Genomic DNA, 14,493 nt, shown 5'->3' on the forward strand with positions numbered 1-14,493 from the left:
GCATAGAGCGTTTCCGAGCGAAGTGGAAACCGGTTCGCGTAAGGGAAACGCGTCAACTCAAGAATCTAGAGCGTTTCCCCGATTCCGTGAAACAGGGACACGCTCTAGACCGATGCGCGCGGCGCGTCGATGGCCCTCTCGCGATTTCAACGGGCGAGCGGCACGGCCGAAAGGCTTGGAAAGAAAAGAGCCGGGCGGAACCCATCCGCCCGGCTCTTTTCGGGGATCAGCGTGGCTGCTGCGGCGGCGGGCAGTTGGGGCCGTTGCACTGCTGCGGCGGCTTCCGGCCCTGGGGCTGCCCCTGAGGCTGGCCCTGCTGCGGCGGCTGGCGCTGCTGCTGCATCCGCATCATCTCCTGCTGGCGGTTCTGCTGCATCTGCTGAAGGCGTTGCTGGTCCTGCATCTGACGTTGCTGGAGCTGCTGCTGCCGCTGCTGCTGGCCCTGCTGCAATTCCTGCTGGCGCTGCTGGATACGCTGCTGATCCTGCTGCCTCTGCTGCTGCATCTGCTGGAGACGCTGCTGATCCTGCATCTGGCGTTGCTGGAGCTGCTGCTGCCTCTGCTGCTGCACCCGCTGAAGATCCTGCTGGCGCTGCTGCTGTTGCATCTGCATCTGCTGCTGCGGGGAGATACCGGCGGGCGCGGCGGGACGCGGCGGAGCTCCGGGCGCCCCCGGCCCACCGGGCGGCACGGCCCGGTTGGGTGCACCCTGAGGCGGTGCCGCCCGGTTGGGAGCACCGGGAGGCGGCGCCACGGGCGCGGCCGGGCTCACGGCCCGCAGCGGCGCGCCAGCGGGCGGCGCGGCCGGAGCCGCGGGTGTCACGGAGCGCAGAGGGGCGCCGGCGGGCACGCCCGGCGCCATCACGGGCGCACCGGGAGGCGGCACCGGTCGAGTCACCGGCGCGGTGCCGCCGGGCATGCCGGGCGGGATGACCGGCGGCCCGAGCGGCGCTGGCCGCGCAGGCGCACCGGGAACCACCACATTGCCTGCGGGACCGGGAGGCAGCGGGCGAGCGGGCCCGCCGGGAACTCCCGGACCACCAGGGCCGCCAGGACCCACCGGTCCACCAGGACCGCCAGGACCCACCGGTCCACCAGGGCCTCCGGGTGCACCGGGACCCACCGGGCCGCCGGGCGGCATCACATGGCCGGGACCGCCAGGGCCACCGGCACCACCCTGCCAGCCGGGACCACCCGGTCCACCGGGGCCGACGAAGCCCGGTCCGGGCGCCGGCTGGAGCGGAGGGGGCGGGCGATGCCAGCCGCCGGGCGGAGGCGGCGGGGGCATGTTCGGCGGCGGCGCATAATCGCTGCGCCACCAGCCGGGCACGCGCGGCCCGGGCGGCGGCGGGCGCCAGCCCGGGCGGGGCGGCGGCGCATAGCCGATCCAGCGGCCGCGGTCGGCGTACCACGGCTGGTTCACGTACCACGGGCGATTGACGTAGTAGCGGTTCCAGTAATCGGACGCCGCGAAGGCGACCACCGGGATGCCGATGGCGGCGAGCCCCAGGTCGGGCACCACCTCGACCCGGCGCTGGGGCGTCTCATATCCGAGATATTCGCTGTAGACCCAGCCGCGGTAGCCGTCCCAGGTGACGTCGCACCAGGACTCGTCCTGCAGGCAGCCCTCGATGTCGAGCGGCGAACCCTCGGGGATGACGCCCAGCGAGGGAAACTGCGTATCGGGCCCGGTGCGGATGTTCACGTTCGCGGTCGAAAAACCCGGCGCCTGTGCGTGCGCCGCCCCGCCGATGCCCGCCACCGCCAGGCCGGCTGCAAGGCCGGCCAGTCTCAGCATCTTCATGGACAACTCCCTTTCGACTCGGGCGAGTCGAGCGGCCAATCTAAACGGCCCGCCATGGCGTTTCATGTGCGAAGGCAAGGCCATTCACGAGCGAGAGCACGGCCGAAATGCGTCACGATATGGTGAAGGGAATGATGTCGCGCACATTCTCGTCGATGCGGATGTCGCGGTCGAGCGGAGGGAAGGCGCGCAGCTCGCAGGCCGGCCGCGGGCAGATGCGGCAGGAGACGCCGAGCTGCGCCACGGGCGCGGCCTTCAGGTCCAACCCGTCGGCATAGACCATGTCGTGGGCAAAGGAGACCTCGCAGCCAAGGCCGAGCGCGAACGCCCGCACCGGGCCGCCGTGGCGCAGCGGCGGCGCCGTCACCGCGCGGGCGAGGCAGATGTAGCGCACCCCGTCCGGCATCTCGCCCAATTGCACGAGGGTGCGCCCCGGCAGCTCGAACGCCTCGTGAACGTTCCAGGCCGCGCAGGCCCCGCCGTGGCGAGCGAACTGAAAGCGCGTGGCGGAATGGCGCTTGGTGATGTTGCCGGCCCGGTCCACCTTGGAGAAATAGAAAGGCACGCCCTTCGCACCCGGCCGCTGCAGGGTGGAGAGGCGGTGGCACACCTGTTCCAGGCTCGCCCCCGTCTCCAGCACCATCCGGTCGAGATCGTGCCGGAGCGTGCGGGCCAGATCGAGGAAGCGGCGGTAGGGCAGCATCACCGCGCCGGCGAAATAGTTGAACAGCGCGAGCCGGCAGATTTCCGCCGCCGTCTGGCTACGGAAGCGGGCGGAGGCCACTGTCTCGGCCACCAGATCGGCATGCTCGAGCTGGGCGATGGTGGCGGCCATGCGGAACGCGCGCGTCGGCGCCGAGAGCACGCCCGAAAGGGTGAGCCGGCGCAGGCGCGGGTCGAACTGGGAGAGCGGCGCGGCCGGATCGGCATGCCCGACCTCCACTGTCACGCCGTGGCGGTGGGCGAGGTGCCCCGCGAACGCGCTCGCCGGGTCGGCCCGGTCGAGGATGCCGAGCGCGAGAGCCGTGGTCTCGGCGGCCCGGTCCAGGCTGTCCACGTAATTGTCGATATAATGGAAGAAGTCGCGCACTTCCTCGTAGGGGATCAGCTTGGCCTCGTCGGCGCGGGGCGGCACGCCGGCGGTCAGCATATCATCGAGGGAAGCACGCCATTCCGCCGTGCGCCGCAGGGCCACATGCATGCGCAGGAAGGCGTGGGCGAAGGCGGGGGAGAGATTGGCCACCGCCTTCATATCCTGCAGGCCCAGGCCGAGATCGGAGAACAGGGGGTCCGCCGTCACCTCCCGGAGGTCCGCCACCAGGCGATCGAGATCCTCCGCGCCGAAGCTGGTGATATCCACGGCGAAGGTGCGGGAAATCGCGATGAGCACGGAGGCGGTGAGCGGCCGCTGGTTGCTCTCGATCTGGTTCACATAAGAAGGCGAGACGCCGAGCCGCTGCGCGAGCTCGCCTTGCTTGAGGCCGAGCTTCTCGCGCAGGCGCCGCACCGCATGGCCTGCATAGACCTTCTGACGCAACCCGCCCTCCCCGGCCGGACCTTCGACACATCCGATTTGTGAAGGTTTCACAAATTACAACACAAAACTTTTACACATTCAAATCCCCTGGGAGTGCTGTTAGCCACCGAGCCGGCAACATGCCGGTCAGGGGTTCGAGGGAAGGTGCGCGCGAGCCTGCCTTCCCTCGTTCCTGCGGCAGCCACACTCCGTCTCCAAACAACCCACAACTGGGGGGCGTCGCATGAAGGAAATCCTCGAAGAGCTGGAGAGCCGGCGCGAAATCGCGCGCCTGGGCGGCGGCGAACGCCGCATCAAGGCCCAGCACGCCCGCGGCAAGCTCACCGCCCGCGAGCGCATCGAGCTGCTCCTCGACCGTGGGACGTTCGAGGAATACGACACCTTCGTGCAGCACCGCTGCGTCGATTTCGGCATGGAGGACCAGAAGGTTCCCGGCGACGGCGTGGTGACGGGCTGGGGCACGGTGAACGGCCGCAAGGTGTTCGTGTTCGCCAAGGACTTCACGGTGTTCGGCGGCTCCCTCTCCGAGGAGCATGCCCGTAAGATCACCAAGATCCAGGACATGGCGCTGAAGACCCGCGCGCCCATCATCGGCCTGTTCGATGCCGGCGGCGCCCGCATCCAGGAAGGCGTGGCGGCTCTGGGCGGCTACGGCGAGGTGTTCAAGCGCAACGTGCTCGCCTCGGGCGTGATTCCTCAGATCTCGCTCATCATGGGCCCGTGCGCGGGCGGCGACGTCTACTCGCCGGCCATGACCGACTTCATCTTCATGGTGCGCGACACGAGCTACATGTTCGTAACCGGCCCGGACGTGGTGAAGACCGTCACCAACGAGACCGTCACCTCCGAGGAGCTGGGCGGTGCCAAGGTGCACACCACCAAGTCCTCGGTCGCCGACGGCTCGTTCGAGAACGATGTCGAAATGCTGCTGGAATGCCGCCGGCTGATCGACTTCCTGCCCTCCAACAACCAGGAAGGCGTGCCCGCCTGGCCGTCGTTCGACGATCCCGGCCGCTATGACGACAGCCTCGACACCCTGGTGCCGGACAATCCGAACAAGCCCTACGACATCAAGGAGCTGATCCTGAAGGTCGTGGACGAGGGCGACTTCTTCGAGATCCAGGCCGCCTACGCCCGCAACATGGTCACCGGCTTCGGCCGGATCGAGGGGCGCACGGTGGGCTTCGTGGCCAACCAGCCCATGGTGCTGGCGGGCGTGCTCGATTCCGACGCCTCCCGCAAGGCGGCCCGCTTCGTGCGCTTCTGCGACGCGTTCGAGATCCCGATCGTGACCTTCGTGGACGTGCCCGGCTTCCTGCCCGGCACCGCGCAGGAATACGGCGGCCTCATCAAGCACGGCGCCAAGCTGCTGTTCGCCTATTCGCAGGCCACCGTGCCGCTGGTCACCGTCATCACCCGCAAGGCCTTCGGCGGCGCCTATGACGTGATGGCCTCCAAGCATGTGGGCGCCGACGTCAACTATGCCTGGCCCACCGCGCAGATCGCGGTGATGGGCGCCAAGGGCGCGGTGGAGATCATCTTCCGCCAGGACATGGACGACCCGGAGAAGATCGCCGCCCAGACCAAGAACTACGAGCAGCGGTTCCTCTCGCCCTTCGTGGCGGCCGAGCGCGGCTTCATCGACGAGGTCATCACGCCCCGCTCGACCCGCCGCCGCCTTGCTCGCGCGCTCGCCATGCTGCGCACCAAGAAGCTGGAGCAGCCCCCGCGCAAGCACGACAACATGCCGCTCTGAGCGGCTGGGAACGATAGAAGGCCCCTCCCGCCGGGCCGTCCGCGCGCCTCTTCCCTGATCGGGGAGAAGCCGAGCGGGGCCCGGCGGCGAAAGCCCCCTCCCCCGCCGGGGAAGGGCGGGAGGGGGAACCCGCTCCTAGATTTTCAGCGCCGTTGCCACAGGCGCTTCAAGGAACCGAACGCTATGTTCTCGAAAATCCTGATCGCGAACCGGGGCGAGATCGCCTGCCGCGTCATCAAGACCGCGCGCAAGATGGGCATCAAGACTGTCGCCGTCTATTCCGAGGCGGACAAGGACGCGCTCCATGTGGAGATGGCCGACGAGGCCGTCTTCATCGGCCCGCCGCCGGCCGCGCAGTCCTACCTCATCGCCGAGAAGATCGTGGAAGCCTGCATGCTCACCCACGCCGAGGCGGTGCATCCCGGCTACGGCTTCCTCTCCGAGCGCGCCTCCTTCCCGAAGCTGCTGGCCGAGCACGGCATCGTCTTCATCGGCCCCAATCCCCATGCCATCGACGCCATGGGCGACAAGATCGAGTCCAAGAAGGCGGCGGCGGCGGCCAAGGTCTCCACCGTTCCCGGCTACCTGGGCGTGATCGAGAACGGCGAGGAAGCCGCCCGCATCGCCGACGAGATCGGCTATCCCGTGATGATCAAGGCCTCCGCCGGCGGCGGCGGCAAGGGCATGCGCATCGCCCATTCCCGCTCGGAAGTGCAGGACGGCTTCGACCGCGCCCGCTCGGAGGCCAAGTCCTCCTTCGGCGACGACCGCGTGTTCGTGGAGAAGTTCATCGTCGATCCCCGCCACATCGAGATCCAGGTGCTGGGCGACAAGCACGGCAACGTGATCTACCTGGGCGAGCGCGAGTGCTCCATCCAGCGCCGCAATCAGAAGGTGGTGGAGGAAGCCCCCTCCCCGCTGCTGGACGAAGCCACCCGCAGGAAGATGGGCGAGCAGGCCGTGGCCCTGGCCAAGGCCGTGGGCTACGACAGCGCCGGCACCGTCGAGTTCGTCGCCGGCCAGGACAAGAGCTTCTACTTCCTGGAGATGAACACCCGCCTGCAGGTGGAGCATCCGGTCACCGAGCTCATCACCGGCATCGACCTCGTGGAGCAGATGATCCGCGTCGCCGCCGGCGAGCCCCTCTCCATCACCCAGGATGACGTGAAGCTCACCGGCTGGGCGGTGGAAAGCCGCATCTATGCGGAAGATCCCTACCGCAACTTCCTGCCCTCCACCGGCCGCCTCGTGCGCTACCGGCCCCCGGAGGAAGGCAAGACCGGCCCCATCACCGTGCGCAACGACACCGGCGTCTACGAGGGCGGCGAGATCTCGCTGTTCTATGATCCGATGATCGCCAAGCTGGTGACCCACGCGCCCACCCGCGCCATGGCCATCGAGGCCCAGGCGGACGCGCTCGATGCCTTCGCCATCGACGGCATCGGCCACAACATCCCCTTCCTCTCGGCCCTGATGGCGCACAAGCGCTGGCAGGAAGGCCACCTCTCCACCGGCTTCATCGCCGAAGAGTATCCCGAGGGCTTCTTCCCGCGCGTGCCGGAAGGCGAGATCGTCCACACCCTCACGGCGGTGGCGGCGGTGATCGACCACATCCAGAACGCCCGCAAGCGGCAGATCTCGGGCCAGACCTCCGGCGTGCCGGTGAGCTTCGCCAAGCACCGCATCGTGACCCTCACCACCGGCGAGCACGTCACCTCCACCCCCTGCGAGGTGGATGACGTGGACGGCGGCTACAAGGTCCAGATCTTCGACGCCGACGGCAACCCCGGCCACGCCCACGTGCTGCGCTCCAATTGGAAGCCCGGCGACCCGGTGTGGACCGGCACCATCGACGCCGACCAGGCCACCATGCAGGTGCGCCCCATCTCCAACGGCGTCGCCCTCGCCCACCGCGGCGTCGCCACCAAGGCGCGGGTCTACACCGAGTTCTCCGCGGCCCTCGCGGCGCTGATGCCGAAGAAGGAAGCGGCCGGCGGCGGCAAGGAGCTTCTGTGCCCCATGCCCGGCCTCGTGGTCTCCATCGCCGTCGTCCCCGGCCAGGAGGTGAAGAACGGCGAGATCCTCGCGATCGTGGAAGCCATGAAGATGGAGAACGTGCTGCGCGCCGAGCGCGACGGCACCGTGAAGGCGGTCCACGCCAAGCCCGGCGACAGCCTCGCCGTGGATGCGGTGATCCTGGAATTCGCCTGATGCCGGCGGTGGGAGACCGCCGGCCCACCCCGCGTGGGATGGCCGGTGAGGTGAACCGCCGCAGGACCGTCGCACGGGGCGGGGGCCTTCTGGCCATCCGCCCCGGCGTGTGAAACTCTTCAGGGGTCTCTCCCCCTCCCCGTCCCTCTCCCGCCCTTCGGGAGAGGGAGACTGCCGGAGCCTCTGAATGCGCCTGCTCTCCCATCTGCTGAAGCGCTTCGTGGACAAGGGCCGGCTGACGGTCCTCACCGCCGACGGCGTGCGCCATGTCTTCGGCTCGGGCGAGGGCGGGCCCTCCGTCACCGTGCGCATGCACGACAGGAAGCTGGAGAAGGAGCTCTTCTTCAATCCGGAGCTGGTGGCCGCGGAAGCCTATATGGACGGCCGCCTCACCTTCGAGGACGGGGCCGGCGCCTTCGAGCTGCTGTATCTGTTCTCCCTCAACCGCAAGGGCCTCGGCGCCCATCCGGTGCAGCAAGCACTCAGGCAGGCGTGGCGCTCCGTGCGGCGCTTCCAGCAGGCGAACCCGATCGGCAAGGCCAAGGAGAACGTCTCCTCCCACTACGACCACCCGGCCGCCTTCTACCGGCTGTGGCTGGACGAGACCATGACCTATTCCTGCGCCTACTTCCGCGAGCCGGAGGAGCCGCTCGCGGAGGCCCAGCGCAACAAGTTCCGTCACATCGCCGCGAAGCTCAGGATCACCCCCGGCATGCGCGTGGCCGAGATCGGCTCGGGCTGGGGGGCGCTCGCCATCTACATGGCGAAGGAATGCGGGGCGAAGGTGACCGCCATCAACGTCTCGCCCGAGCAGCTCGCCGAGAGCCGGCGCCTCGCCGAGGTGGCGGGCGTGGCGGATAGCATCGACTTCCGCGAGGTGGATTATCGCGAGCTGAAGGGCAAGTTCGACCGCGTGGTCTCCATCGGCATGATGGAGCATGTGGGCGTCGCCCATTACGACGAATACTTCACCACCATCCGCAACCTGCTGGCCGAGGGCGGCTTCGCGCTGGTGCACGCCATCGGCCGCATGTCTCCGCCCGGCACCACGGCGCCCTTCATCCGCAAGTACATCTTCCCCGGCGGCTACGTGCCGGCGCTTTCAGAGGTGTTCGCCTCCACCGAGCGCACGCACCTGTGGGTGGATGACTGCGAGGTGCTGCGCCTGCACTATTACTGGACCATCCGCGCCTGGCGCCGGAACTTCATGGCGCGGCGCGCGGAAGTGGACGCCATGATGGGCGAGCGCTTCGGCCGCATGTGGGAATTCTACCTCGCCGCGGTGGAGCTGGGCTTCCTGCACGGCTCCAACATGGTGTTCCAGCTCCTGCTCTCTGAAAAGCGCGACGACGTGCCGGTGCTGCGCGACTATATGGTCGATGCCGAGCGCGCGCTGGCGGCGCAGGAGGGGCGGACATGACCGCTCCGCGCGCCGCCGCCCTTCCCGCCCGCCGGCGCACCCGGCCGCCCCCCTTTCCCCATGCGCGGTGCGCACCGTGCCCCGCCGCCCGGCCCGAGGCCGCCGCGGCCCGCGCCGCGCGCCGCGCCAACCCGCATTCCTTCCCTTCGGAGGCCCAGCCATGACCACCCTGCCCTTCGCCACCGACCTGCCGACCGTGACCCGCGAGGACTGGCTGAAGCTGGTGGACGGCGTGCTCAAGGGCGCGCCCTATGACAAGAGGATGGTGACGGCCACCTACGAGGGCCTCGCCCTCGATGCCCTGCCCCAGCGCAAGCCCGCCGCCCCCCTCCTCGCCGGCCGCGCCGCCGCCGCGCCCTGGACCATCTCCATGCGCGTGGACCAGCCGGACACCGCGGCCGCCAATGCCCAGGCGCTGGAGGACCTCGACGGTGGCGCCTCCGGCCTCGCGCTGGTATTCGCGTCCTCGCCCGAGGCCCGCGGCTTCGGCCTGCCGGAGGGCGCCGACCTCGACGCCCTGCTGAAGGGCGTGATGCTGGACCTCATCGAGACCCGCATCGAGAGCGGCCGCTTCGTGGGCCGCGAGGATGCGCTCGCCTTCGCCGCGCTGGTGGAGAAGCGCGGGCACGATCCCAAGGCCGTTTCCGTCTCCTTCGGCCTCGACCCGCTGGGCGATTTCGCGGCCGAAGGCTCCATGCCCATCACCTGGGGCCTGCTGGCCAAGCGTTTCACGGAGACCTCGTCCATCCTGGCGGCCAAGGGTTTCAAGGGACCGTTCGCCCGCGCCACCGGCAACGTGTTCCACGCCGCCGGCGCCTCGGACGCGCAGGAGCTGGCCGCCGTCCTCGCCGGGGCGGTCGCCTACCTCAAGGCCTATGCCGAGGCCGGCGTGCCGCTGGAGGAAGCCGCCACCCGCATCGAAGCCGCGCTGGTGGCGGACGTGAACCAGACCGCGACCATCGCCAAGTTCCGCGCCATCCGCCTGCTTTGGGGCGCGGTGCTGCGCGAGTGCGGCCTGCCCGCCACGGCGCTGAAGGTGCACGCCACCACCGCCTGGCGCTCGCTGACCCGCCGCGACCCCTATGTGAACCTGCTGCGCACCACCGTGGCCGCCTTCGCGGCCGGCGTCGGCGGGGCGGACAGCGTCACCGTGCTGCCCTTCACCCAGGCCCTGGGCCTGCCGGATGCCTTCGCCCGCCGCCTCGCCCGCAACACCCAGGTGATGCTGATCGAGGAATCCAACGTGCACCGCGTGGCCGATCCCGGCGCCGGCGCCGGCGCGGTGGAGGCGCACACGGACGGCCTCGCCGAGAAGGCCTGGGACCTGTTCCGCACCATCGAGCGCCGCGGCGGCCTCGCCGACGTGCTCTCCGACCGCTGGCTCCAGGGCGAGATCGCGGAAGTGAAGGCCCGGCGCGACAAGGATGTGGCCACCCGCAAGGCGCCCATCACCGGCACCTCGGAATTCCCCATCCTGGTGCAGGAGGCGCCCGAGGTGCTCGCCCCCCTCGCCGCCGAGCCCGCCCCGGCGGCCGACGGCGCGCTGCAGCCCCACCGCATCGCCGAGGCCTTCGAGGCGCTGCGCGACAAGGCCGATGCGGCCGGCACGGCGCCCAAGGCGTTCCTGGCCACCCTCGGCCCGGTGGCGGCCTTCACCGCCCGCGCCACCTTCGCCAAGAACTTCTTCGAGGCGGGCGGCATCGCCGCCGCCGTGCCGGACGGCTTCGCCGACCTCGACGCTTTGGTCGCGGCCTTCAAGGCGGCCGGAACGCCCTTCGCCTGCCTCGTGTCCTCCGACGAGGTCTATGGCGCCGACGCGGCAGCCGCCGCCAAGGCGCTGACGGCGGCAGGCGCCGGCACCGTGTGGCTCTCCGGCAAGCCGGCGGCGATCGAGGCGGAGCTGAAGGCGGCGGGTGTCTCCGGCTTCATCTTCGCCGGCTGCAATGCCCTGGAGACCCTCGCCGCCGCCCAGGCCGCCGCGGGGCTGAAGTGATGGCGCCCCTCTCACGGGCACCGCTCGCCCTGGCCCTCGCGGCATTCGCCGCGGGCGCCCTGCCGGCAGCGCCGGCCGCCGCCGGCTCGCGCCACGACGGCACCTGGAGCATCACCACCGCCGCCGAAGCCGGAACCTGCGACACCAATTTCGACTTCAAGCTCAAGGTGAAGGGTGGCAAGGTCACCTATGCGGGCTTCTGGCCGGTGAAGGCCACCGGCGGCATCAACAAGCTCGGCGTGATCAGCATGACGCTCGCCCACGGCCACCAGCGCGTGATCGCGAAGGGGCTGGTGGAGGGTGACACCGCTTCCGGGGACTGGACCTCGCCGCAGCCCAAATGCTCCGGCGCCTGGTTCGCCAAACGCGCGTGAGCGCCGGAAAGCGGCACCGCTCGTAAGCGCAGGAAGAGACACGGCGCGCCCTGGCGCGCCCGGCAAGATCAAAGGGCCGGTCCGGGCGCTGCCGCCGCGGGCCACGGACAAGCCGACGCATTCAAGGGGATAGAACCATGAGCCAGATCCCGAACTTCGCCGCCCTCGACTGGCGCGCCCCCGACGTGGCGCAGCCTTCGAGCGCCGCCCCGAGCTGGACCACGCCCGAGGGCATCGACGTGAAGCCCCTCTACGGCCCCGCGGACATCGCGGCCTTAAGCTATATCGACACCTATCCCGGCATCGCCCCCTTCCTGCGCGGGCCCTATGCCGGCATGTACGCCACCCAGCCGTGGACCATCCGCCAATATGCCGGCTTCTCCACTGCGGAGGATTCCAACGCCTTCTATCGGCGCAACCTCGCCGCCGGCCAGAAGGGCCTTTCGGTGGCCTTCGACCTCGCCACCCACCGCGGTTATGACAGCGACCATCCGCGCGTCGCCGGCGACGTGGGCATGGCGGGTGTCGCCATCGACAGCATCTACGACATGCGCACCCTGTTCTCTGGCATTCCGCTGGACCAGATGAGCGTGTCCATGACCATGAACGGCGCGGTGCTGCCCGTTCTCGCGCTCTATGTGGTGGCGGCGGAAGAACAGGGCGTGCGGCACGACCAGCTTTCCGGAACCATCCAGAACGACATTCTCAAAGAATTCATGGTGCGGAACACCTATATCTATCCGCCCGCACCTTCCATGCGCATCATCTCCGACATCTTCGGCTACACCTCGAAGGAGATGCCGCGCTTCAACTCCATCTCCATTTCCGGCTACCATATGCAGGAGGCCGGCGCGACCCAGGACCTGGAGCTGGCTTATACCCTGGCGGACGGCGTCGAATACGGCCGCGCCGGTGTCGCCGCCGGGCTGGGCATCGACAAGTTCGCCCCGCGCCTGTCCTTCTTCTGGGCCATCGGCATGAACTTCTTCATGGAGGTGGCCAAGCTGCGCGCCGCCCGCCTCCTGTGGACGCGTCTCATGACCGATCTCGGCGCCAAGAACCCGAAGTCGCTGCCGCTGCGGACCCATTCGCAGACCTCCGGCTGGTCTCTCACCGCGCAGGACGTGTTCAACAACGTGATGCGCACCGCCATCGAGGCCATGGCCGCGACCCAGGGCCAGACCCAGTCGCTGCACACCAACGCCCTCGACGAGGCGCTGGCGCTGCCCACGGATTTCTCCGCCCGCATCGCCCGCAACACCCAGATCATGCTCCAGCAGGAGAGCGGCACCACCCGGCAGATCGACCTGTGGGGCGGCTCCTTCTACGTGGAGAAGCTCACGGCCGACCTCGCGGCCAAGGCCTGGGCCCATATCCAGGAGGTGGAGGCGCTGGGCGGCATGGCCAAGGCCATCGAGGCCGGCATCCCCAAGCTGCGCATCGAGGAGGCGGCGGCCACCACCCAGGCCCGCATCGACGGCGGCGCCCAGACCGTGGTGGGCGTGAATAAGTTCAAGCCGGAGCGGGACAAGATCATCGACGTGCTGAAGGTGGACAATTCCGCCGTGCGCGCCGCCCAGATAGACAAGCTGAAGCGCCTGCGCGCCGAGCGCAACCCGGCCGATGTGGAGGCCGCCCTCACCGCCCTCACCAACGGCGCCGCCGGTAACGGCAACCTGCTCGAGCTTTCCATCAATGCCGCCCGCGTGAAGGCCACCGTGGGCGAGATCTCCGACGCGCTGGAGAAGGTGTTCGGCCGCCATCGCGCCGAAATCCGCGCCATTTCCGGCGTCTACAAGCGGGAGGCTTCCGCCATGACGGACAAGGTCGGCAAGGTGCAGAAGCAGGTGGAGGCGTTCGAGATCGCGGAAGGCCGCCGCCCTCGCATCCTCGTCGCCAAGGTGGGCCAGGACGGCCACGACCGCGGCCAGAAGGTGATCGCCTCCGCCTTCGCCGACCTCGGCTTCGACGTGGACATCGGCCCCCTGTTCGCCACGCCGGAGGAAGCCGCCCGCCAGGCGGTGGAAAACGACGTGCACGTGGTGGGCATCTCCTCCCTCGCCGCCGGCCATCTCACGCTGGTGCCGGCGCTCAAGAAGGCGCTGGAGGCGGAGGGCCGCGGCGACATCATGGTGGTGGTGGGCGGCGTGATCCCCCCGCAGGACTATGACGCGCTGAAGGCCGATGGTGCCGAGGCCATCTTCCCGCCCGGCACCGTCATCGCCGATGCCGCCGCCGAGCTGCTGCACACCCTCTCCCAGCGCCTCGGCCACACCCAGGAAGCGGCGGAGTGACAGGCGCGTTGCCCGGCGAACAGGTCCCTCCCGCCGCCGGGCGCGTGACTTTCGTGCCCCCCGGCTCCACCCTGCGGGTGCTGGAGCCGGCCAAGCAGCCGCCCCACGGGCGGTTGCTCGCCTTCTATGACGGGCGCATCCCCGGCACGCGGCTCCATAGCGCCGCGGAGAACTGGCTGGATGACGGCGCCTTCGCCCTCGGCATCGCCTCCTACGCCGTCTTCGACGGCGAGGACGCGCTGGTCTACGACCCCCACATCACCCTCGCCCACGCCCGGCTCGTCCGCGCGGCGCTGGAGGCGCGCGGCGTGCGCCGCATGCGGCTGGTGCTGAGCCATTGGCACGACGACCACGTGGCGGGGAATGCAGTGTTCGCGGATTGCGAGATCATCGCCAGCGCCGAGACGGCGGCGCTGCTCGAACGGAACCGCGCGCGCCTCGAAGGCGGCGACCCGCCCATCCGGCCCCTCGTCCTGCCGAACCGCATATTCACCGGGCGGCTCGACCTGACGGTCGGGCGCCTCGCGGTGCAGCTCCACCACATGGACATCCATAGTTGCGACGGGGTGGTGGCCCTGCTGCCCGGCGGCATCCTGCTCGCGGGCGACACGCTGGAAGACCCCATCACCTATGTGGACGAGCCCGGCCGGCTCGCCGTCCACCTGCGAAACCTCGATCATCTCACGGCTCTCGACGCCGGCCGCATCCTGCCCAACCACGGCACGGAGGAGGTCATCGCCGCCGGCGGCTACGGGCCGGAGCTGATCGCGGCGACGCGCCTCTACGTGGAAAAACTGCTGCGGCTGAAGGCGGAGCCCAACCTTGCCAGGCAGGACCTTCGCACCTTTGCGACAGATGCCCTCGCCACCGGTGCCATCACCTATTTCGAGCCCTACGAGGCGGTGCACCGGCGCAACGTGGCCGCCGTTCTGGCGCAGGGCTGATAGCGCGGGAGCCATGCGGCACGCCCACGGCCAACCACGTGAGGAACCGGCCACTGCGGCACGGTGTGGAGCGGCGGCGCTGATCCAGCGAACTCGGTCTCCAGTCCATGGCGCGGACTGGGGTGTCACAACAACCGTTTGGCGGGCATGGCGCCGATGC

At 69.6% G+C, this 14,493-nt stretch carries 9 protein-coding genes; 7 read left to right on the forward strand and 2 right to left on the reverse strand.

The window, feature by feature from the left end; all coding sequences use genetic code 11:
• Positions 1-226 precede the first annotated feature (226 nt).
• Together V5F75_RS17610 and V5F75_RS17615 are read right to left on the reverse strand one after the other, a co-directional pair.
• Positions 227-1,804, reverse strand: coding sequence for an SH3 domain-containing protein (locus tag V5F75_RS17610; protein WP_394036598.1), 1,578 nt, complete (start codon positions 1,802-1,804; stop codon positions 227-229).
• Positions 1,805-1,916: 112 nt separating this feature from the next.
• The gene (locus tag V5F75_RS17615) at positions 1,917-3,341 is read right to left on the reverse strand and encodes a short-chain fatty acyl-CoA regulator family protein (protein ID WP_394036600.1); all 1,425 of its coding nucleotides are present in this window, start codon (positions 3,339-3,341) and stop codon (positions 1,917-1,919) included.
• 223 nt (positions 3,342-3,564) lie between these two features.
• Between V5F75_RS17615 and V5F75_RS17620 the strand changes: the two genes are divergently transcribed.
• From V5F75_RS17620 to V5F75_RS17650, 7 genes are all read left to right on the forward strand, one after another.
• Positions 3,565-5,097 (forward strand): acyl-CoA carboxylase subunit beta, encoded by a 1,533-nt coding sequence (locus tag V5F75_RS17620; RefSeq protein ID WP_394036602.1) that lies wholly within the window; start codon positions 3,565-3,567, stop codon positions 5,095-5,097.
• A gap of 183 nt (positions 5,098-5,280) precedes the next feature.
• On the forward strand, positions 5,281-7,308 hold the full coding sequence (locus tag V5F75_RS17625) for an acetyl-CoA carboxylase biotin carboxylase subunit (protein ID WP_394036604.1): 2,028 nt from the start codon (positions 5,281-5,283) through the stop codon (positions 7,306-7,308).
• Positions 7,309-7,495: 187 nt separating this feature from the next.
• Complete coding sequence (locus V5F75_RS17630; protein WP_394036606.1) at positions 7,496-8,728, forward strand: class I SAM-dependent methyltransferase; 1,233 nt, start codon at positions 7,496-7,498, stop codon at positions 8,726-8,728.
• 160 nt (positions 8,729-8,888) lie between these two features.
• The gene (locus V5F75_RS17635) at positions 8,889-10,721 is read left to right on the forward strand and encodes a methylmalonyl-CoA mutase subunit beta (protein ID WP_394036608.1); all 1,833 of its coding nucleotides are present in this window, start codon (positions 8,889-8,891) and stop codon (positions 10,719-10,721) included.
• Positions 10,721-11,095 carry a hypothetical protein gene (locus V5F75_RS17640; protein WP_394036610.1) on the forward strand — a complete coding sequence of 125 codons (375 nt, stop codon included), beginning with the start codon at positions 10,721-10,723 and terminating at the stop codon, positions 11,093-11,095. Before V5F75_RS17635 ends, V5F75_RS17640 begins: the two co-directional genes overlap by 1 nt.
• A 137-nt stretch (positions 11,096-11,232) precedes the next feature.
• Positions 11,233-13,389, forward strand: coding sequence for a methylmalonyl-CoA mutase (scpA, locus tag V5F75_RS17645; protein ID WP_394036612.1), 2,157 nt, complete (start codon positions 11,233-11,235; stop codon positions 13,387-13,389).
• Complete coding sequence (locus V5F75_RS17650) at positions 13,386-14,333, forward strand: MBL fold metallo-hydrolase (protein WP_394036614.1); 948 nt, start codon at positions 13,386-13,388, stop codon at positions 14,331-14,333. The genes scpA and V5F75_RS17650 overlap by 4 nt, the downstream gene beginning before the upstream one ends.
• Positions 14,334-14,493 lie beyond the last annotated feature (160 nt).

The sequence above is a fragment of the Xanthobacter albus genome, assembly GCF_043194895.2.
Classification (GTDB): Bacteria; Pseudomonadota; Alphaproteobacteria; order Rhizobiales; family Xanthobacteraceae; genus Xanthobacter.